Source organism: Thermostichus sp. MS-CIW-36, assembly GCF_054059035.1.
The window spans coordinates 55,494-74,548 of sequence record NZ_JBSSBR010000014.1 but is presented as its reverse complement, the minus strand read 5'-3'; the positions used below and the strand labels follow the sequence as shown (position 1 = coordinate 74,548).

Here is a 19,055-nt window from a genome sequence, read left to right as displayed (position 1 = left end):
TGCGGGTGGGAAGGGGATGCTGACTATAACGCTGCTCAAGTAATCTCTCTCCTTGGGGCGACTGTAAACTCGCCTGAAATTCCGAAACTTAGCTGCCCTCTGGGGCCGCTAGGGATTGGGATAAAGCCCGCACTCTGCGCGTAGCGCGGGTGTCGGGTAGTTTACTCTCAAAATGCGATTGACAAACAACTGGCTGCTACAGCCTTGGTTTACGGACTTACCCTGGTTACTCGCAATGTCCGTGATTTTGCCGGGACAGGGGTACCTCTCATTAACCCATTTAGACCCTCATAACAAGCCGCGGTAGCGAATAAAGATCAAAACTGCCGCCCAGGATCCCAGCGCCACCTTGATGGCTACCAAAATGTTAAGAATCGGGATCCAACCGCCGCTAAACAGATCCCCCAACTCCCCTCTAGGCAATTCCCAGCCGGCCAGAGCCATCACAGCCACCCCGATAAACGCCACCACCGACAGCTTCTCCCACATCGCAGCCCGCCACCGTTTGTAGATGGCCTCCATCCAGGTGGAAGAGGCGGTGATCGCCACCAAGCCAATGGCCGTCCCCCCCGCTACCCCGGCAGCAAAGCCTCCGCCCGGCGTCAGGTGCCCTCGAATGGCCAGCTCCACCGCAATCAAAGCCGAAATGGTGGCTCCCACTCGCGCCAACACAATCGAGGGAATATCGGTAAATTGAGCTACATTGGCCGTCGGCTGCTCATCCGCCAGCAGGTATTGGGCGCCCAAAATCGCCGTAGAAAACACCACCACTTCAAAGACCGTATCGTAAAGACGGTTGCGCAGAATGAGACCCGTCACCGCGTTGGGCACACCGCTTTCGCTGGCCAGAATCTCCACCGCCTCGACTAAGGCCACGCCCGCTGTGGGATTGGGGGACACGGATCCCACCTCGCCCACGATGAGCTGTAGGGCTGCCAGCAACACCGCTATCCCATACACCCACTTCATGTTGCCATCACCTCAGTGGCCAGAGCTTGCTGCGCCAAAATGGCCTGCAGGCGGGGCACGCGTGTAACCAGGCGATACTCTGCTGCTTCTCCGGCGGGCTCAAGGGCAATGGTGTGTACCTCCCGGCTGCGAAGAGCAGCCACCAACGCCTCTGAACTCCCATAGGCGGTCAACTCCAAGCGCATGTGGTACCGCTGTAGCCCTTGGCGCATCTGCTGTAACAACTGCCGTGCTGCTGAGGTACTGGCCTCCAGCACAGGGCTGCCTTCGAGAACGCCCAGGCGCATGCTCAGCGAAGAGCGCACCGCAATGGCGTAGAGGGTAATAGAAAGCATGGTGCCCACCAGTGCCTCGGTCAGGGCCACATCCGCCGCCCCAAACAGCGCATAGATCAGGACGGCAATCGTCCCCAGGATCCCTCGCATTACCAAGGCGTGGTAGGGATTGGTCTGAGTCACCACCAAGCTTGCCGTCAGGGGCAGGAGTAACGCCATCACCAGCAACAGGGTCTCTTCCATCCTGCCCTCCTATAGGGACTTGCGCTGCGAGCAAAACGCCAGCACATAGCCCAGAATGGTATTCCAAATAGCCAGGGAGATCAGTGCCAACACCAACAGGGGCCATTCCCGTGGGATCCGCAACAGCAGCCCCAGCATGATGCTCATAGAGCCCAGGGTGTCCGACACCGAAAGGCCGTGCAGCTTAAATAAAATCGAGCGATCCCCAAGGAGCGGCGCCGTTCCCCACAGCCAAAACAGCACACCAATCCCAAACAACAGATAGCTCAGACCTTCCACCCAGACTTCCATACTTACCCCCAGGGCGTTTCTAGAGCATTTCCAGCCGCTTCAGTACATGGGCCAAGAGCATTAAGGCCGCATTGCCCACCGACAAAACCAAAACCCCCACAATCCCGATCATCCAATCATCCCGCACCACCGACACCACCAAAATCAGGATGGCCGTCTTTGTGGCCAAGCTGGCAAAGGCGAGCATCGTCTGCCAAATATCTTCCTTCAGCCAAGCGGCATACAGGGGCAAGCACAGCGTTAGGGTCAGGAGAAACAGCAGTAGGTTCACACGTCCTCCCGCGGCTTGAGCACATGGACTTCATAAGTGCCTTGGGCATTGCAATTGAGCACGATGGTTTTGGGCGTGAAGGTAATTAAAAAGATATCCAGAAACACCAGCCCTGCTGAACGGTTGGGCAGGGTTTGTTTGTATACAACTTCCTCAACAGTGTGGGGTTTGAGGATCATCTCGAAGGCTTCCCAGTAGGCTCTTGGGATGGCGAGAAGAATTTCCTGGAGCACCCGCCCCCAATCCCGCCATTGCACCGGTGCAGAAGCCTGGCGCGGCAGCAGCAGTGTTGCCGCTACCCCAATGGCCACATTGTCCCAGCTCAGATTGCCCGTCAGCAAAAACCAAATCAAGAGCCGCAGGCCGATTTCCAATAGACCCAGCTTAGGGTAGCGCTCCATGACTGACCTCACCAAACAGAACCCAAACCAGCACCAACACCACGCTCAGGCCACCCACCACGGCCTCCAGCCCCTCGTTCACCGACCCTTTCTTCAAAGGGATCCGCTCCCAAAACCAGCCCAGCGGGATCCCAACGCCTAGGCTCAGCAGGGCTTTGAGAAGATTGTCAGCGCCAAAGGCCGCCGGCAGCCAGCCCCAGAGCAAGCCCCCACCCCAGAGCACCAGTGCCACTTTATCTTGCCAAGGAGTTGCAGAGGTGGTTGCCCCCTTCATTGGAGAAACAGGTGCCCGCAGCACTCGCACGCCTAAACACGTGGTGCCGACGGTAACCCCCACCAGCAGCCACTCGTGCCAGGGATCCAGAGCAGACAAGCTGAGGGCCTTGGCCGCATACCCCAAACTGCCGGGTACCCCTGCCAGGGAAGCCGTCCCCAAGAGCAGCATCGGCCAACGCCAGGGATGGGTCACGCTTGTTCCAACAAACAGCAAGGGCTTTGCCAACCCATGGGCAAGACCGTACAAACCTGCCCATTGAGGGGCAGCAATCACAAATCCCATCTGCGATACCGAGCTCCAGGCGAGAAGGTGCTGGGGCGTGCTCGCCATCAAGGCCAGTAGGATCCCGAAAACGGCTGAACCAGCGCTCAAGTAGGGCAACCCCTGGGCCAAGACCGGCGAAGCCTGGCTGCAGCGCACCAAAGCCATGGCTCCTGCTTTGGTCGTAAAACCGCTGAGCACCGCCGCAACAACGGGATCCGCGGTAACGTAGGTGAGGGGCAGCCACAGGCCGGCAACGAAGATCGCCCCCTTGGCCAAAAGACCCACAGCAATCAGCGCCAAGGCTGTGGGGTCGGCCATAGTTAAACTGCTCATCGCCAGGGATCCCGTGCGCACATAGACCAGGATTGCGCCCATCAGGTAGAAGAGCATGGCCACATTGCTCATGAAAAGGTAGCGCAGCCCCACCCAGAGCTGGCGTTCGCGGCTCTCCACTGTGGGTTGGCCCTCAGCCCGCCGTCCGTAGGTCAGCAGCAAAAACACGCCGATGCTGAGCACCTCAAGGGAAACGTAGACGCTGATCAGGTCGGCACTGATGACGACAGCATTGGCGCTACCGTGGACGATCAGCAACTGCATGGCCAGAAAGCGGCTGCCCGCAAAGCGTCTATCCAAATACAGGGCCACTCCTAGCGTGACCAGGCCGTGGGCCAAGAGCATCGCTGCTCCATTGGCATCGATCCGCAGCGTCACCCCGAAGTGATCCAAAAGCTGTAGCTCCAGGGGTGTGGCGGTTGTGCCGGGCAAGCCCCCCTGCTGCACCGCATAGACCACCGTCAGCGCAGCCATCCCCACCAGGCTGGGACGGGTTAGGGCTGGCATCAAGTAGGTTGTGAAGGCCAGCAGAAAGGGCAGCGCCACCCATACCAGCGTCAGCTCAGTCATCGGTAGAAGTGCTCTGCGCCCCTGACGCGACTGCCTGTTCGATGCTCTCGACTTCGAGGGTGGGATGATTGCGGGAGAGCTTCATCACCCCCACCAACATCAAGGCTTGTACCGACAGGCCAATGACGATGGCCGTGAGGATGATCCCCTGAGGCACCGGGTCGGCATAGTCCAGCTCGCGCCAGGGTTTGTAGATGGGGGTGAACACACCGCTCCGGGCTGCCCAGATCACGAAGAAGGCGATGACCCCGGTGCTCATGACATCCATAGACAGGATCTTCATAATGAGGTTGCGCTTAACCACGACTCCCCAGAAGCCAAGGAAGATCGTGAGGATGACGGCGGCACTTAACATGGACACCTCGCTTGCTGCGCTCGAGCTATCTTGTCGCTCAGTCGTTCTAAGGCTACGCCCGCTACGCGACCAGTATCCAGCTTCCGCAGTCACAGCAGCCAGATAGCCTATGGCCGGTTGCAACGCTGCCGGGATCCCCATCTCCCCAACAAGGCCGGGATCCCGAAGTAGAAAGAGTTGCAGACTCCGAATAAGCAACTTGACCCGACTTCTTGCCAGCTCTGGGGCTTGGTGGGATCCTGGTCATACACTTCTCATGCCAAGGTCGGAATTCATGGCTGCTGTTCGCAGTTTAAGTTGTAATTTAATGGCCTTGGCGGAACCGACTTCTGGATGCTGAAGATAAGGTGTTGGAGAAGGGGGTTGTAAAAGCCGTGATGCTGCCGGTGGCGGAAGCAGAAGCCCTGATTTTGCAGGCGGTTCAGCCGCTGGGCACAGAGTGGGTGGAGCTGGGATCCGCCCAAGGCCGCGTTCTCAGCCAAACTTTGTATAGCCCCCAAGATTTTCCGGCCCGGCCCACCTCCAGCATGGATGGCTATGCCGTGCGCCATGAAGATGTGCAAGCGGGGATCCCTTGTGAGCTACAGGTGATCGAGACTCTCCCCGCCGGGAAGGCACCCACCCGAGATCTCCAGCCCGGACAAGCGGTGCGTCTCTACACCGGCTCTATCTTGCCCGGCGGTGCGGACACCGTGGTGATGCAGGAAGACACGCAACAACCTTCGCCGGGAACCGTCCGCCTCTTGCAGCGTCCGCAACGGGGCCAATTTGTCCGGCCCCAAGGAGACTTTGCCCGGCAGGGGGATCCCGTTCTGTTGACAGGGCAGGCTTTGGGTGGAGCGGAGCTGGCCGTTTTGGCTGCCATCCGACAGGCGATGGTGCCGGTGTTTCGTCAGCCTCGGGTGGCCCTGTTCTCGACAGGGGATGAGTTGGTGCCCATCCAGCAGGTGCCGGAGCCGGGGCAGGTTGTGGATTCCAACCAGTACGGCTTAGCGGCTCTGGTCAAGGCAGCGGGTGGGATCCCGATCCAGTTAGGCATCGTGCCGGATCGGCCCCAGGTGTTGCGGCAGGTCGTCCAGCAGGCCCTGGCCTCTGCCGATGGGGTGATCTCTTCTGGAGGGGTATCGGTGGGGGATTTTGACCTGGTGGAAAAGGTGCTGGAGGAGTTGGGAGGCGAGATTTTCATCCGCAGTGTGGCCATCAAGCCGGGCAAACCCCTGACGGTGGCCCGTTTTCCCAATCCCCACGGCCCTCCCAAGCTCTACTTTGGCCTGCCGGGCAACCCTGCCTCTGCCCTGGTGACCTTCTGGCGCTTTTTGCACCCGGCTCTGCGAAAAATGGGCGGATCCCTGCCCCCCTACTGGCAGATCCTCTCCGCCTTCAGCGCTGTGGATCTGCATGCCGACGGTCGGCGGGAACACTACCTCTGGGGACGGCTGCAGGTCAAGCCCGAAGGGATCCGATTTCAGCCCGCCGCCAACCTCAATTCCGGCAATCTCATCAGTCTGGCCGGCTGCAATGCCTTGGCTGTGCTGCCGGTGGGAACAACCCAGATCCCTGCCGGTTCGCCCGTTCAGGTGCTGCAACTGCCCTAGAGATCCCTGGCCCTTCTTTCGCTGCTGCCGGAATAACCGTCATAGTCGTTTCAGTTTAGGATGAGATACCCGAGCTACTGGTCGCGCCAGCGGGATGGAGTCCTTGAAGAGCCTTCTGGCCCAGTGCATTCAATGTTTTAGGGTTTTAGGCATAGGTGCAGTATCCTGGCTTGGATCGAAATGACCATAATTTGCGTTAGAACTGTACTACGGTGGGCTATCATAGAGCCGAGACTGTCCTTTGGGGTTGAGTTCCCTCAGGACTCTGTTCCACCAACGCGAACAGCGATCTTCAACCATGCCCACTCCCGCTAACTCTCCTCCTCTTCAAAGCGACGAGGTTCTCAACCCTGAGGACTCCGTTCCGCTGACGCGGACGGTGGCGGCGGCCCGTGAGCCTTTTTTGGGGCTGTTGCGAGACCTGGCGCGGGCCTACCAAGCCTTTGAAAATTATGCCGGGGTTCATATTCGGCAAATGGGGCTGACCGCCCCCCAATTTGATGTGTTGGTGACCCTCGGCAATACCCCTGGGATGACCATGAATGTCCTGGCCCAAAAAACGCTGGTGACCAAAGGGACACTGACCGGCATTGTGGATCGCCTGGAACAAAAAGGGCTGGTGCGCCGGGAAGTGCCCCCGGAAAACCGACGCTGCTTTAAGGTCGTCCTGACAGAGGCGGGGGAAAAACTGTTTGAGGAAATTTTCCCGGCCCACATCGCCTACTTGAAAGAGCGTTTCCAAAAGCTGGATCCCTCGGAAATGGCGCAGATCCAGGCTTGCCTTAAAAAACTGCAGGCTATTTTCTAGCGCTTTCAGATTCCCCTCTCCGATCCGGCTGATCAGCGACCCCCAAGCCGCAGTGCCGGAAGCAACCTCTAGCCCGGTTCAAACGGCTGCCCCAGAGCTGCCGGCGGAGTGGCCTTCACCGCCTGCTGGATCCAGCGCCGCAGCCGAGGTGGGATCCCGCGCAAGCCGTACTCCCACCATTCCCCAGAAGTGAGCACCAACACCAAAATCATCAACACAAAGGGAGCCACCGTAAAAACTTGGGTGGGCACGGCGCGGATGGTAGTCTGGGCAACTCCGGCAAAGGACTGCAAAATGCCGAACAGGTAGGCCCCCAGGGCTACCCGCAAGGGGTTCCAGCCGCCGAAGATGACGATGGCCAAAGCAATCCAGCCATACCCTGCTGTATGTCGGTGGCTCCAGCCGGCCTTGAAATCCAGAGAAAAAGCAGCTCCCGCCAAGCCCAATAGGGATCCCCCCACAAGGGTATAGACATAGCGCCAGAAAATGACATCGGTGCCCCGGGCAAAGGCTGCTGCCGGCTGTTCTCCCATAGCCCGCAACATCAGGCCAGGCTGAGTGCGATACAAAAAGAACCAAGTTCCCCCGATGAGCGCGTAGCTGGCGTACAGCAACAGATCCCCTTGGAACAGGAGTGGCCCCAGCAGCGGCACCTCTCTCAGGAAGGGGATGGGCAGGCTGGGCACCGTTGGCCCTGGGATCCGCACGAACGGATTGCCCAAAAAGGAAGACAAATCCGCCCCCAATAGGGTCAAGACGAAACCAATGGCAATTTGGGATCCCTTCAGGGTCAGCGAGCCAAAGGCCACGATCCCAGCAAACAGCACTCCCACAGCGGCGGCAGCCAAAAAGCCCAACGCCAGACTTCCCGTCAGCTTGGCCACGGCGAACCCAACCATGGCGGCCAGCATGATCGTCCCCTCTGCGGAGAGATTGATCACCCCCGCCCGCTCGGTAATGGTTTCCCCTATGCAGGCAAAGACCAACGGTGTGGCGGTGGCAATGGCAGTAGAGAGAATGGCGACCAGTTGAGCAGCGTTCATGATGGGCCTGTCGAGAACTCGGGTTGGGTTGATGCATTTGCAGTTGCTGCGCGAATGCGCCTGTTGATCTGGGCATCGCCTCAGCCCAACACCCAGAGCATGAAAGCCACCCCCAAGGTGACGGCGCCGAACAGAGCATAGCTGATCTGGCGCAGCGGCCTCAGTTGCATAGCATGGAGAGCTTTGAGCCAGTCTAACCCCAAGGATTCCACGAAGCGATCCAACACCGCTTGCATCGGATAGGCATAAACCGATCCCTGCTCTTTAAAGTTCACCAGCACAACCAGCAGTGTAGCGTAGCCCCAGAGGAGGCCCCAGAGCACAGCGCTCAACCCGATTAAAATTGGCTCGAGCATTGACCTTCCCTATGAGTGTGCCCACCGTTCGCGATGGCAGGACGGAGTTCTTCGAGCTTGGGGAGCTTCAGATCTCATTATTCCGGTTCTTTTCCCGTTGAGGCTGCCCTCCCTCAGGCAGTAGCCTAGAAGGGGTCCAAGCTCGCTTTTAGAGGTAAAGGGATTGGTTTTGCCGGTTCTCTTCTGCCCGTCCAGGCCAGGAGATGACAGACTTAGACTTGGAGTACCCGCTCAAAGTTATCTCGTCAAATCCCCATGAGTTCTCGCTACCTGCTGCCCCCCGCCGAACCCAAATCCGTCGGTACCGCCTACATCCTCTGGGCGTTGGGCATATTCGGGATCTGTGGCGTCCATCGCCTCTACCTGGGCAAGACCGGCACAGGCGTTCTCTGGCTGTTCACCTTTGGCCTGTTGGGCATTGGGCAGTTGATCGACCTGTTTTTGATCCCAGGCATGGTGGAAAATCACAACTTCAAACTGGCAGTTCTACAGGGATCCCAGCCTTCCCCAACGCCTGCAAAGGCCGTTTCAGCGCCTTCTCAGCCCTTGAAAGGTCAAGCTCTGATGCGGGAGATTCTGCGGCTGGCCCAACAACGGCAAGGGGTCCTCACCCTTTCGGAAATCGCTATCGACTTGCCTGCCGATTTTGATGAGATTGAAAAAGCGTTGCAAGAGCTGAGCCGGCGGGGCATCGCTTCCCCCGAGAACAACCCGACCACCGGTGCCGTGGAATACCATTTCCTTCACCTGCTGCGCCGCTCCCCCGACCAACGTTCGCTCTAGATGCCCTCCTGCAGACCTCTACTGGGATCCCAGGATCCCTCGGCGCTTGGCTGCCCGAACCGCCCGGCGAAAGGTCAGCAAGCCCAGGCCGAAGTAGAAAACGCCGCTGGTCAGAGCCATGATCAGCCGCACGGGATCCAAGCCCGCCTCGCGCACCATTACGTCGCGTAACAGCCCCGCCCCCGCTGTCATGGGTAGCATCTGCCCCAGCCCCTTCAGGGATCCCGGCCATTCTTCCGTGGGAGCAGCCAACAGAAAAAGCAAGCCGAATTGGCTGATAATTAAAAGCTGCTGAATTCGCTTCCAAATCAGAGCGGCGGATCCCAGCAAAAACGAAAAACCGTAGGCCCCCAGCACCACGCTCACCAAAGGCAACACCAGAGCAGGGGGAAACCGCAACCGGCTGCCCGTCAGCAATAAGATGACGCCCAGAATGACGACGACAATGGAAAAGCGCAACACCAAGCTGGCACAAGCCCGTGCCAAGAAGAGAGTGGCTGCCGAAAATGGCGAGAGCAACACCTGCTCCAAGGTGCCTGTCTGGGCTTCCACCTGCAGGTTGAGGGCGATGTCGTTCACCACAAAAATGACCAGCGTCCAGAGCACATAGCCGATCACCACCGCATCCAACCGTTCGCCAAATTGGGAGGCAGGCCCTGCCACATATTGGGCGCCGGCAAAGAGGGCATAGAAGAAGAACGTGGTGATCAGGATCCCGCCCAGGGCCTCCGCCGGATAGCGAATGTACTGGATCCAGGCCCGCTTTAGTTCGGCCCAAAACAGGTGGATCACTGGCATTGTCTATCCCCTCTTTTCAACAACTCGAGGAAAATATGGGTGAGATCGGCTTCCTCTCGTTTGAGGCTGAGCAAGGGCAAAGGCTTCAAGATCTCCAGCACCTGATAGAGCATCTCTGGCGGGCCGCTGAACCGCACCCGATGGGATCCGAGAATCTCCACCCCTTGGCGGGCCAGTTGTTCAAACCTCCAGGGATCCAGCCCCTGTTCCAGCTCGATCCGGTAAGTACCGACGGCGCCGGCAAAGTGCCGGATCAACTCTCCCGTGGGGGCTTGGGCGATGATCACCCCTTGTCGAATAACGGCTACCTGATCCGAGAGCGCTTCCGCAATATCCAGTTGATGGGTGGTGAGCAAGATGGCTCGACCCGAAGCGGCAATTTGGCGGATCAGGGATTTCACCGCTTGCGCCGATTCCACATCCAACCCCAGGGTGGGCTCATCCAGCAGCAACAGGGCCGGTTGATGCAGGAGGGCGACGGCAATGGCCACCTTCTGCTGCATGCCCCGCGAAAGGGTTTGCACGGCCACATCTTGTTTCTCCTGCAGGCCAAAGGTCTCCAGCAGCTCTAACCCCCGTTGCCGAGCGGTTCTGGGGGATAGCCCCCGCAGCACACCGAAGTACTCCAGGTTCTGTAGGGGGGTCATCCGCCAGTAGAGGTTGCGATTGCCTTCCAGCACTGCCCCCACCTGGGCCAGGGCCCCCGGATCGGTATGGGGATCCCGTCCAAGAATGCGCACTGTGCCCGCGTCCGGTTGGATCAGCCCGGCAATGAGCTTGATGGTGGTGGTCTTGCCGGCCCCGTTGGGCCCCAGAAAAGCCAGGATCTCCCCTGCCGCCATCGTCAGGGATACATCCACCACCGCCCGCACCTCCTTGCTCCCCTGCCGGTAGGTCTTCTGCAGGTGGTGGGCTTCTAGAACTTTACATGACGCGAACACGATGCAAAAAGGAGGGCAAAAGTTCAAACAGAGGAAGGCCGCCCACCCATCCCACTTTCTCACATCAGAGCATGAACCCACCCCGAGAGGGATCCAGCAGGATTCAGGAGGTTGTCAGGGCCAAACTCATTTTGTCTAGCCACTGCAAAAGGCTCTCCAGTTGCTGCGCTGCCGGTACCATCCCCAGACCCCGCACCGTCACCTTGCCCGGTTGGTAAACAAAGCGAGGCTGCAGGTGAGTGGGCAGGGCCTCTTTCAGGCGATTCCAAGCGGGCTCCTCCATGGGGGTTTCCAAAAGCACATGCTCTTTGGCCGGTTTGATGCGGGAAAAGCCCAGGGCTCGGGCCAGCACCTTCAGCTCCATTACCCGCAGCAGCTCCTGAGTGGGCTTGGGCAGGGGGCCAAAGCGGTCTTGCCATTCTTGGGCAATTTGCAACAGCTCGACCCGAGAGCCAGCAGCGGCCAGTTGTCGATAAGCCTGCATCTTTTGATCTTCGTCGGGAATATAGCTTTGCGGGATCATAGCGGTAACATTCAGGTCGATTTGCGTGTCCTCCACCTGCGGGATCTCCTGGCCGCGAATTTCTCGAATAGCCTCTTGCAGCATCTCCAGGTAAAGATCGAAGCCCACTGCATTGACTTGCCCCGATTGCTGCGTTCCCAACAGGTTGCCAATGCCGCGAATTTCCATATCCCGCATCGCCAACTGATAGCCGGATCCCAGTTGGGTAAATTCCTGAATGGCCTGGAGACGTTTGCGGGCGTCCTCGCTGAGGATCCCATCTTCTCGATAGAACAGCCAAGCATGCGCTTGGATCCCGGCCCGGCCCACCCGCCCCCGCAGCTGGTATAGCTGAGCCAATCCAAACTCCTGAGCATTTTCAATCAAAATGGTGTTGACGCGGGGAATATCCAAACCGGATTCGATAATCGTCGTGCAGACCAGGATATCGATTTCCCCATTGTTAAAAGCCAGCATCGTTGCCTCTAGCTCCCCTTCCGGCATCTGCCCGTGGGCAATGGCAATGCGGGCGCCGGGCACCCATTCCCGCAATTTGGCGCTGGCTTCTTCGATCCCTTCGATGCGGTTGACCACATAAAACACTTGCCCACCCCGATCCAATTCCTGGCGGATGGCTGTGCGGACAACCTCAGGATTGTAGGGCGAAAGGTGAGTTTTAATGGGCCGACGGGAAGGCGGGGGAGTTTGGATCAGGCTCATTTCCCGCAGCCCCGACAAGGCCATATACAGGGTGCGCGGGATGGGGGTGGCGGTGAGCGTCAGCACATCCACCTGGGTTTTCAGCAGCTTAATCTTCTCTTTTTGGTTGACGCCAAATCGCTGCTCTTCGTCAATCACCAAAAGGCCCAAATCGCGAAATTGTACATCCTTGCCCAAAAGCTGGTGGGTGCCCACCACAACATCCAGTTCGCCGCTTTTGAGACGGGATAGGATTTCTTTTTTCTCCTCCGAGGTGCGGAAGCGGTTGAGCAAGCCCACTTGAATGGGATAGGGAGCGAAGCGCTCTTTTAAGGTGTGATAATGCTGCTGGGTGAGAATGGTGGTCGGCGCCAAAAGAGCCACTTGCTTGCCGGCGGTTACGGCTTTGAAAATGGCACGGATTGCCACCTCTGTTTTGCCAAAGCCCACGTCCCCACACAGCAGCCGATCCATGGGGCGTGGAGATTCCATATCCCGCTTGATCTCCTGGACAGCTCGGAGTTGATCCGGCGTCAGGGGATAGGGGAAAGAATCTTCCAGCTCCTGTTGCCAAGGAGAATCGGGCGGGAAGGCATAGCCCTCCTGTTCGGCGCGCTTGGCATAGAGTTCCAACAGGTCAAAGGCTACTTTTTGCAGGCTCTTTTTGACTTTTTGCTTGGTCTTTTCCCAAGTGCTGCCGGACATTTTGTGCAGGGCAGGAGGCCCATCCCCGCTGGCCCGGTAGCGGGAAAGGGAGTTGACCTGGTCGGCAGCCACCCGCAACAGGCCATCGCTGTATTGAATAACCAGGTACTCGCGGGTTTCGCCCCCAATGGTGAGGCTTTCTAAGCGCAGAAACTGGCCAATGCCATGGGCCTTGTGAACGACAAAATCCCCTGGCTTGAGCAGGTTGGGATCCACCTGGCGAGAGCTGGCCTGGCGGCGCTTGCGCACATAAGTAGGGGTGGCCAGGCTGTGCTGGCCGAAAAACTCGCGGTCGGTGAGCACCACCCACCCCAAGGTGGGCAGGAGAACCCCCTCCAGCTCGGCCAGGCCGGAATACTTGAGGGCCACCGGGGTGTAGGACTGCAGCTGGCGCTCGATGGCGGGGAAGTCTTTGGGGTTGGGCACGTACTGGGCGGGGCAGTCGTGTTCCTGCAGCAGAGCTACGGTGCGGGAGGGCTGGGCAGAGAGGATCCACACCTGCAACTGCTGCTTGCGGTACTCGCGCAGGGTTTTGGCCAGGGATCCAAACTGGTGGGGAGCAGTAGGCACAGGCCGGCTTTTTAGGTCAAGGGCAGCTTCGGCTTCGCTAGCAGGGGCAAAGGTGCGGGCCAACAGGCAGGGGAAGGGATCCCAGTCGGGAGCCTTGAGATCAAAGGGGCGGTGGAAAGGCACCAGAGCTGGCTCGCTGGCCCGGGCCAGCTGCCACTGCTCCTGGGCGTGGCTTAGCCACTGCTGGCTGTGGGCCTGGCACTGCTCTGGCTCGTCGATCAGGATCAAAGCCTCGGGATCCAGATAGCTGAGCAGATTGGCGGGAGGGGTGTAGAGCAGGCCGAGAAAACGGCGCAAGCCCTCCGGGGGGGTGGGCGACTGCTCCAACTGCTGCCGTAGGCCCTGGGAGAGCTGATCGGCTTTTTCCTGCAGAGCCGGCCAGAGGATAGGCCCATAGCCGGTGGGAGTAAGCCAAACGTAGGGGATCCCATCTTGGGAGCGCTGGCTGACTGGGTCAAACTCCCGCAGTCGCTCCAGCTCGTTGCCAAACCACTCTAGGCGCACCGGCCATTCGCAGGCCACCGGGAAAACGTCGAGAATGTCGCCCCTTTGGCTCCACTGCCCCTCGCTTTCCACCAGGCTCACCCGCTGGTAGCCCAGACGGGTCAACTGCTGCCCCAGTTGCTGGGGAGACATCTCCAGGCCAGGTTCCAGCTTGAGACAAAAGGCCCGAAACACCTCTGGGGGGGGAAGGTGGGGCTGTAGGGCCCGCTCCGTAGCCACGATGGCAAGCCCGGTTTTGCCCTGGAGACAATCGGCCAGCACCTGAAACTGGCCCCACACCAGCTCCGGTTCCAGGTCAAAAGGTTCGTAGGGGGAAGCCTCTGAAGTAGGGTAAAGCTGCACACTCTCCCAGCCCATGCCCTCCAATTGCGCTGTCCACCGGCCCGCTTCTTCCAGCGTGGCAGTGACCACCAGCAGGGATCTTCCCTCCTGCTGGGCCAAAGCCGAGGCGATCAACCCCTTGGCAATCCGCCCTGCCCCCTGCGGATTTGCCCGTCGCTGCGATCTCAAGCAGGCGGCCAGCTCTTGAATCAAGCCGGACTGGCCTAGAAAGCGCACCAGCGGAATAAACGACATCTTCCACCCCACCCTGCAAACTGGGATCCCAATTCTGGCAGGCTCCGGGGACGATCAGCAGCCGTCTGCCGGCTCTGTAAACCGGAAGTCCTCCCTTGCTGGGAATCGCTCCTCGATCTATTAGGGCAACAGTTTTGTTGTTTTTTGTTGTTTAAAGGCGAAGAAAACCACAACCTTATGCTAACGACCTGCCAGTCTTCGGCCGCTGGGTTCACAGTGCACTTTTTGCCTTGTAGTCTAAATCACAAAAAAAGCCTATACTTCACAGAATCCTAAAATTAACCTTTAGAGTCGGACGGCTTGTCGATTGTCTTGGCCAAGATTCGATGTTAGAAGGAACCACAAAGCGCGGCTTTCCCGGCCTCATCTGATGTCTGCCAGTCAGCAAGATGTTTTTCATGCCGGAGATGTAGCTGCATCAACTGCAGCAGATGTTGTCGGAAAAAGCTGTATGGGTCAATTCATCTAAACTTGGTACAAATCATGTTTCTAGATACCGTTGCCCTTTCTCGTCTACAGTTTGCCCTCACGGCCATTTTTCACATGTTGTGGCCGGTTTTAACAACAGGGATGGCCATTTATCTCGTTGTTGTTGAGGGACTTTGGCTGAAAACCCGCAACTTAGATTACTACCGCCACGCCCGTTTCTGGTCAAAACTCTATGTGTTGAACTTTGGTATTGGCGTGGCCTCAGGCTTGCCGATGGCCTTTCAGTTTGGCATGAACTGGGCGCCCTTCTCCGAAGCAGTGGGAGATTTTTTCGGCACCATCCTGGGGTTTGAAGGCACGATGGCCTTTATGCTGGAGGCCAGCTTTCTGGGGATCATGCTGTTCGGCTGGGAGCGCGTCCCGCCGGTGATTCACTGGATCTCGACGATCCTGGTGGCCTTTGGCGCCAACTTATCCACCTTTTGGATCCTGACGGCCAACTCTTGGCTGCAGACGCCGGCAGGTGGCGTGTTCGTGGATGGGAAATTCGTGGTGCGGGACTACCTGCAAGCTATTGTCAACCCCTTCATGGTCAACAGCTTTCTGCACATGTTTTTTGCCACCTTGGAAACCTCTTTGTTTGTAATCGGTGGCATCAGTGCTTGGTACATTCTCAATCGGCGGCACAGCGAGTTTTTCTCCCGCTCCCTCAAAGTGGTCTTGGCGATGGCCCTGGTGGTTGCCCCCCTGCAGGTGTATATCGGCCATTTGAGCGCAGAGCAAGTGTATCGCTATCAGCCGGCCAAACTGGCAGCTATGGAGGCCCAGTGGGAGACGATCCCTGCCGGTGAGCGGGCGGACTGGAGCCTTTTGGCCTTGCCCAACGACCGCGAAGAGCGCAACGAGTGGGAGGTGAAGATCCCCGGCGCGCTGGGCTATCTGCTGGAGTTTAAGCCCCGCTTGGATCGACCCATTCAAGGGCTCAAAAGCTGGGATCCCCAAAATCGTCCCCACATGGTCGGCCTGATCTACTACTCCTTCAGAACGATGGTGGCCATTGGTCTTTTTCTGGCCGGGCTTATCGGAGTCACCCTTGTGCAATGGCTGAGGGGCAAGCTCTCAGTGGAGGCCCTTTCTCAGCAAAAGTGGCTGATGAGAGCTTGGATCTTCGCAGCACCCCTGGGATACATCGCCGTTGAAACCGGTTGGATCGTCCGCTGTGTGGGTCGGCAGCCCTGGATTGTGTATGGACAACTGCGCACGGTGGAATCGGTTTCGCCCCTACCGGCAGGAGAAGTGCTGTTTTCTCTGGTTGGCCTGACCGCGTTGTACACTGTGTTCTTCGTTGCCGCTCTCTACTTTGGCAGCCGCATCATCCGCGAAGGGCCAAACCTGGAGTTGCCCGCTCCTGCCCCAGCAACGCAGCCGGTGATCGTGGTCGAGCCTGCCCGCCACGAGCCAGATCGCCGTCCTGCAGAAGCTCGGTAGCAGTAGTACGGCTGGCTATCTCAACTGGCCATTCCCAACGGCAACAAAACACAGGCAACGTAGCAGGTTCATTCCCGGTAGCCGTGAAACTGGTCGTTGCGTTATTCCCAACTCCTCTTTCCCCCTGGGAGAGGGTGGTCGTGTCAGCAGCTCGGCGGGTTTGGGTTGGGCAATCGGGAACTGCCCTCAACGGGTTTGAAACAGCCAACAGCGGAGAGAACAGCGATGGAATCTTTTGAGCCTTTACAGCGGTTTCTGCCCCAGGTTTGGTTTTTTATCCTGGGCCTATTCCTATTTCTCTACGTTCTGCTGGACGGGTTTGATCTGGGAGTTGGTATCCTCTCCCTGACGGCCTCCAGCGAGACCCGGCGCAGCATTCTCATGACCAGCTTGGGCAATGTTTGGGATGCCAACGAGACGTGGCTGGTGTTGATGGGGGGATCCCTATTTGGATCTTTTCCTCTCGCCTACGCCACCATTCTCAATGCCCTCTACATACCCTTGGTGATCATGGTGGTGGGCCTGATCTTGCGGGCCGTTTCCTTCGAGTTTCGGGAAAACGCCGACAACAAGTTGGTGTGGAACCTGGCCTTTGGAGTGGGCAGCTTTTTGGCAGCCTTGGGCCAGGGATTTGCCTTGGGCAGCGTCTTCGAAGGGATCCGCGTGGACGAAGCCGGCCACTTTGCCGGCAGCCCCTGGGATTGGCTGACCTGGCGCACGCTGTTGGTGGCTCTTACTTTGATCCAGGGCTATGTGTTAATCGGCTCAGCCTACCTAATCGTTAAGACCACCGGCGAGCTTCAGGAAACCTACTACAAGACGGCAACCATCGCCACCTGGACCACCCTGCTTGGGGCGCTGTTTATCACTGTCAGCACGCCCATCATGTCCGAGCAGGCGCGATCCCAGCTCTTCTCGCCTCCCCTTTTCTACATCTTTGCCGCCATTCCGGCGCTGGGGCTTTTGTTTGTGGCGTTGTTGCTGCGCAGCCTGCGCCGGCGGGAAGAAAATAGCGTTTTGGTTTACACCTTTTTGATTTTTGCGCTTTCTTTTGTCGGCTTGGGGTTCATGGTTTTCCCCAACATTATTCCCCCCAGCGTCACCATCTACGAAGCGGCGGCCTCCCCCAGCTCCCTGGTGTTTATGCTCACCTTTATCGGCTTCCTGATCCCGGTTATTTTGTCCTACAACATCTACAACTATGTTGTGTTCCGAGGCAAAATTGTAGTGCAAGAGGTAGCCGAAGAGGCCAAAGTTTCAGAGGCAGTTTAAGCTGGCCCAAGATCAAGGAACAACCCCGCCCGGTATGCCAGGCGGGGCAATTTTTTAGGCGCAATCGAATGCCTATAGAGATCGGCTCTCACTCTCTCTTGAGCCATTGCCGGATTTGCTCGGCAGCCACATCGCGACCTCCCAGCCCAAAAGCCAGCGCCACCGCCACGGCAATCGCCCCCAGAACCAGACCAAAAGCCAACACCACAATGTCGGTGGCCACGCCCATCTGCTGCAGGGCCATGGCGCCAACAAAAACCAAGATAGCCACCCGCGCCGCCTGGGCCAGTACCCCTGAGGAAGGGCTACCCAAGCTCTTGATCATAGAGTGGGCCAAATTGGCCAAATAAAGACCGATCCCAAACACCAGGGCGCCGATGAGCACCCGACCGGAAATCAGCAACAGCCCCTGCACAATGTCGGTTAGGGCGGCAAACTGCAGCAACTCCACTGCCGGCACCGCCCCAAACAAGACCACGCCTACCCAGACCACCAAGCCGGCGATCTCGGAGGGAGTGCGACGTTTGGCAGCGGGATCCCCTTCAGGCTCAGGAGCAGCGGCCAGGGGCAAGCCCAGCCCCGCGACCAGACGGTCAAAACCCACCGCCTGCAGCAACTGGGTTACCAAGCTGGCCAAAAATTGCCCCAGCAAGTAAAAGACGGCCAGGATCAAAGCGGATCCCGCGATCAAGGGAATGGCCCGCAACACCTGCTCCAGCATCGCCACCGCCGGATCGGAGATGGCCCGAATTTCCAAGGCATTCAGCGCCGCAATCACCGCCGGGATCAACACCAAGACATACACCACCGTCCCGACGATCTGGGCCAACTGGGGAACGCCAAAGCGTGCCCCCAACCGATTTGCCCCTGCTGCCACCAACAAATTGGAGACGATCCCACGCACGATGCGGGCCAAAAACCAGCCCACTGCACCGATGATCAGCGCTCCCAAAATCCGCGGCACCATCGACAGCAACTGATCCAGCAGGTTTTGCACCGGCTGCAGCGGCCCCTGCAGGTTCAGGGTATCCAGGATGATCGGCAAAAAGAACAGCAGAATCAGCCAGTAAAGGGCATTGCCCAAAGTTTCATTCAGCAGGAAAGGGGTGACCTCTGTACCTCCCTCTTGGCCGGTTGGGGTTCCTTCTGCACCTGCCTCACCGGCAGTGCTTTCCTGTTGCAGAGGCCGGGCCAACTGCTCATCGAGGTTGAAACGCCGCAGCCCCTGGATGACCGCCAGCCGAGCAACAGTGGCCACCACCCAGCCCACAGCCAGCAGCACCAGCGCCCCACCCACCCGTGGCAGATAAACGAAGATTTCCCCCAAAAACCTGTTGAGCGGATCGGAGACAGCTTGAAGCTGCAGGGCATTCAGTACCGCCACCAACACAAAAGCAAGAATCACCCAGTAGACGGCAGCGGCCACCCAGCGCTCCGTTTGGGGCAGCTTCTCGCCGGGCTTTTGGCCCAAAACCCAAGCAGCCAAGCGATTGTCCAGTTGCGTCCTTTTGAGCAGTCCTCTAACGCCGAAGGCTACTGCCGTGGCCACTATCCAACCCAGAATTAAGATGGCAATCGCCGCAAGGAGATTGGGCATAAAATCGATAAGCCTAGACCAAAGACTGACGACAAAAGAGATGGCCTCATTTCCAATGGTGTTTCCAGAGGTGTCCATAATGATCCTCACAGCTTGAAAATGCTCAGGATGGACAGATAACAAGTGTAGGTTAACCTGAA

General features: G+C 58.4%; 18 protein-coding genes and 1 pseudogene. 6 read left to right on the top strand and 13 right to left on the bottom strand.

Annotation, left to right across the window (positions count from 1 at the left end):
- Positions 1-171 precede the first annotated feature (171 nt).
- Positions 172-294 (top strand): annotated as a pseudogene (locus ACVWVQ_RS08130) (VapC toxin family PIN domain ribonuclease); the annotation flags it as partial.
- Here ACVWVQ_RS08130 and ACVWVQ_RS08125 read toward each other — a convergent pair.
- The 7 genes from ACVWVQ_RS08125 to ACVWVQ_RS08095 are packed head-to-tail and all read right to left on the bottom strand — an operon-like array spanning position 289 to position 4,249.
- Positions 289-969: a Na(+)/H(+) antiporter subunit B gene (locus ACVWVQ_RS08125; protein WP_414350422.1), complete on the bottom strand. Its 681-nt coding sequence runs from the start codon at positions 967-969 to the stop codon at positions 289-291. The pseudogene ACVWVQ_RS08130 and the gene ACVWVQ_RS08125 overlap by 6 nt on opposite strands.
- Positions 966-1,487 (bottom strand): DUF4040 domain-containing protein, encoded by a 522-nt coding sequence (locus ACVWVQ_RS08120; protein WP_457466894.1) that lies wholly within the window; start codon positions 1,485-1,487, stop codon positions 966-968. Before ACVWVQ_RS08120 ends, ACVWVQ_RS08125 begins: the two co-directional genes overlap by 4 nt.
- A gap of 9 nt (positions 1,488-1,496) precedes the next feature.
- Positions 1,497-1,778: a monovalent cation/H(+) antiporter subunit G gene (locus ACVWVQ_RS08115; protein WP_011431879.1), complete on the bottom strand. Its 282-nt coding sequence runs from the start codon at positions 1,776-1,778 to the stop codon at positions 1,497-1,499.
- 19 nt (positions 1,779-1,797) lie between these two features.
- Positions 1,798-2,049 (bottom strand): hypothetical protein, encoded by a 252-nt coding sequence (locus ACVWVQ_RS08110; RefSeq protein WP_414417674.1) that lies wholly within the window; start codon positions 2,047-2,049, stop codon positions 1,798-1,800.
- Entirely contained in the window at positions 2,046-2,450 is a 405-nt protein-coding gene (locus ACVWVQ_RS08105; RefSeq protein ID WP_414357737.1) for a cation:proton antiporter, read from the bottom strand. The genes ACVWVQ_RS08110 and ACVWVQ_RS08105 overlap by 4 nt, the downstream gene beginning before the upstream one ends.
- Positions 2,434-3,894: a cation:proton antiporter gene (locus tag ACVWVQ_RS08100; RefSeq protein ID WP_457466893.1), complete on the bottom strand. Its 1,461-nt coding sequence runs from the start codon at positions 3,892-3,894 to the stop codon at positions 2,434-2,436. Before ACVWVQ_RS08100 ends, ACVWVQ_RS08105 begins: the two co-directional genes overlap by 17 nt.
- A complete protein-coding gene (locus tag ACVWVQ_RS08095; protein ID WP_414357739.1) occupies positions 3,887-4,249 on the bottom strand; it encodes a cation:proton antiporter subunit C in 363 nt (120 codons plus the stop codon). The genes ACVWVQ_RS08100 and ACVWVQ_RS08095 overlap by 8 nt, the downstream gene beginning before the upstream one ends.
- Before the next feature lie 347 nt (positions 4,250-4,596).
- Between ACVWVQ_RS08095 and ACVWVQ_RS08090 the strand changes: the two genes are divergently transcribed.
- A complete protein-coding gene (locus ACVWVQ_RS08090) occupies positions 4,597-5,844 on the top strand; it encodes a molybdopterin molybdotransferase MoeA (RefSeq protein WP_457507865.1) in 1,248 nt (415 codons plus the stop codon).
- A gap of 298 nt (positions 5,845-6,142) precedes the next feature.
- Positions 6,143-6,652 (top strand): MarR family winged helix-turn-helix transcriptional regulator, encoded by a 510-nt coding sequence (locus ACVWVQ_RS08085; RefSeq protein WP_414375135.1) that lies wholly within the window; start codon positions 6,143-6,145, stop codon positions 6,650-6,652.
- Positions 6,653-6,720: 68 nt separating this feature from the next.
- Here ACVWVQ_RS08085 and ACVWVQ_RS08080 read toward each other — a convergent pair whose 3' ends face one another.
- Together ACVWVQ_RS08080 and ACVWVQ_RS08075 are read right to left on the bottom strand one after the other, a co-directional pair.
- Positions 6,721-7,695, bottom strand: a complete 975-nt coding sequence (locus tag ACVWVQ_RS08080; protein WP_457507863.1) for an ABC transporter permease — start codon at positions 7,693-7,695, stop codon at positions 6,721-6,723.
- Positions 7,696-7,775: 80 nt separating this feature from the next.
- The gene (locus ACVWVQ_RS08075) at positions 7,776-8,051 is read right to left on the bottom strand and encodes a hypothetical protein (RefSeq protein WP_457507861.1); all 276 of its coding nucleotides are present in this window, start codon (positions 8,049-8,051) and stop codon (positions 7,776-7,778) included.
- Positions 8,052-8,306: 255 nt separating this feature from the next.
- Here ACVWVQ_RS08075 and ACVWVQ_RS08070 point away from each other — a divergent pair, with 255 nt between their 5' ends.
- Positions 8,307-8,834, top strand: coding sequence for a TM2 domain-containing protein (locus ACVWVQ_RS08070; RefSeq protein WP_457507859.1), 528 nt, complete (start codon positions 8,307-8,309; stop codon positions 8,832-8,834).
- An 18-nt stretch (positions 8,835-8,852) separates the two neighbouring features.
- On the opposite strand, the gene ACVWVQ_RS08065 is transcribed toward ACVWVQ_RS08070, so the two are convergent.
- From ACVWVQ_RS08065 to mfd, 3 genes are all read right to left on the bottom strand, one after another.
- A complete protein-coding gene (locus ACVWVQ_RS08065; RefSeq protein WP_457507857.1) occupies positions 8,853-9,632 on the bottom strand; it encodes an ABC transporter permease in 780 nt (259 codons plus the stop codon).
- Positions 9,623-10,600 (bottom strand): ABC transporter ATP-binding protein, encoded by a 978-nt coding sequence (locus tag ACVWVQ_RS08060; RefSeq protein WP_457507855.1) that lies wholly within the window; start codon positions 10,598-10,600, stop codon positions 9,623-9,625. The genes ACVWVQ_RS08065 and ACVWVQ_RS08060 overlap by 10 nt, the downstream gene beginning before the upstream one ends.
- Positions 10,601-10,676: 76 nt before the next feature.
- Positions 10,677-14,129 (bottom strand): transcription-repair coupling factor, encoded by a 3,453-nt coding sequence (gene mfd / locus ACVWVQ_RS08055; RefSeq protein ID WP_457507853.1) that lies wholly within the window; start codon positions 14,127-14,129, stop codon positions 10,677-10,679.
- A gap of 483 nt (positions 14,130-14,612) precedes the next feature.
- On the opposite strand from mfd, the gene ACVWVQ_RS08050 reads away from it, so the two are divergent.
- Both ACVWVQ_RS08050 and cydB read left to right on the top strand, forming a co-directional pair.
- Entirely contained in the window at positions 14,613-16,046 is a 1,434-nt protein-coding gene (locus ACVWVQ_RS08050) for a cytochrome ubiquinol oxidase subunit I (protein WP_457507851.1), read from the top strand.
- A gap of 225 nt (positions 16,047-16,271) precedes the next feature.
- Positions 16,272-17,318 (top strand): cytochrome d ubiquinol oxidase subunit II, encoded by a 1,047-nt coding sequence (gene cydB / locus ACVWVQ_RS08045; protein WP_457507849.1) that lies wholly within the window; start codon positions 16,272-16,274, stop codon positions 17,316-17,318.
- A gap of 88 nt (positions 17,319-17,406) precedes the next feature.
- On the opposite strand, the gene ACVWVQ_RS08040 is transcribed toward cydB, so the two are convergent.
- Entirely contained in the window at positions 17,407-18,993 is a 1,587-nt protein-coding gene (locus tag ACVWVQ_RS08040; RefSeq protein ID WP_457507847.1) for a mechanosensitive ion channel, read from the bottom strand.
- Positions 18,994-19,055: the final 62 nt, after the last annotated feature.

What these genes read in the sequence shown, in the direction of transcription:
- ACVWVQ_RS08125 (WP_414350422.1), bottom strand. Translation starts at nt 969, where the DNA reads ATGAAGTGGGTGTATGGGATAGCGGTGTTGCTGGCAGCCCTACAGCTC.
- ACVWVQ_RS08120 (WP_457466894.1), bottom strand. Translation starts at nt 1,487, where the DNA reads ATGGAAGAGACCCTGTTGCTGGTGATGGCGTTACTCCTGCCCCTGACG.
- ACVWVQ_RS08115 (WP_011431879.1), bottom strand. Translation starts at nt 1,778, where the DNA reads ATGGAAGTCTGGGTGGAAGGTCTGAGCTATCTGTTGTTTGGGATTGGT.
- ACVWVQ_RS08105 (WP_414357737.1), bottom strand. Translation starts at nt 2,450, where the DNA reads ATGGAGCGCTACCCTAAGCTGGGTCTATTGGAAATCGGCCTGCGGCTC.
- ACVWVQ_RS08100 (WP_457466893.1), bottom strand. Translation starts at nt 3,894, where the DNA reads ATGACTGAGCTGACGCTGGTATGGGTGGCGCTGCCCTTTCTGCTGGCC.
- ACVWVQ_RS08095 (WP_414357739.1), bottom strand. Translation starts at nt 4,249, where the DNA reads ATGTTAAGTGCCGCCGTCATCCTCACGATCTTCCTTGGCTTCTGGGGA.
- ACVWVQ_RS08085 (WP_414375135.1), top strand. Translation starts at nt 6,143, where the DNA reads ATGCCCACTCCCGCTAACTCTCCTCCTCTTCAAAGCGACGAGGTTCTC.
- ACVWVQ_RS08080 (WP_457507863.1), bottom strand. Translation starts at nt 7,695, where the DNA reads ATGAACGCTGCTCAACTGGTCGCCATTCTCTCTACTGCCATTGCCACC.
- ACVWVQ_RS08075 (WP_457507861.1), bottom strand. Translation starts at nt 8,051, where the DNA reads ATGCTCGAGCCAATTTTAATCGGGTTGAGCGCTGTGCTCTGGGGCCTC.
- ACVWVQ_RS08070 (WP_457507859.1), top strand. Translation starts at nt 8,307, where the DNA reads ATGAGTTCTCGCTACCTGCTGCCCCCCGCCGAACCCAAATCCGTCGGT.
- ACVWVQ_RS08065 (WP_457507857.1), bottom strand. Translation starts at nt 9,632, where the DNA reads ATGCCAGTGATCCACCTGTTTTGGGCCGAACTAAAGCGGGCCTGGATC.
- mfd (WP_457507853.1), bottom strand. Translation starts at nt 14,129, where the DNA reads ATGTCGTTTATTCCGCTGGTGCGCTTTCTAGGCCAGTCCGGCTTGATT.
- ACVWVQ_RS08050 (WP_457507851.1), top strand. Translation starts at nt 14,613, where the DNA reads ATGTTTCTAGATACCGTTGCCCTTTCTCGTCTACAGTTTGCCCTCACG.
- cydB (WP_457507849.1), top strand. Translation starts at nt 16,272, where the DNA reads ATGGAATCTTTTGAGCCTTTACAGCGGTTTCTGCCCCAGGTTTGGTTT.
- ACVWVQ_RS08040 (WP_457507847.1), bottom strand. Translation starts at nt 18,993, where the DNA reads ATGGACACCTCTGGAAACACCATTGGAAATGAGGCCATCTCTTTTGTC.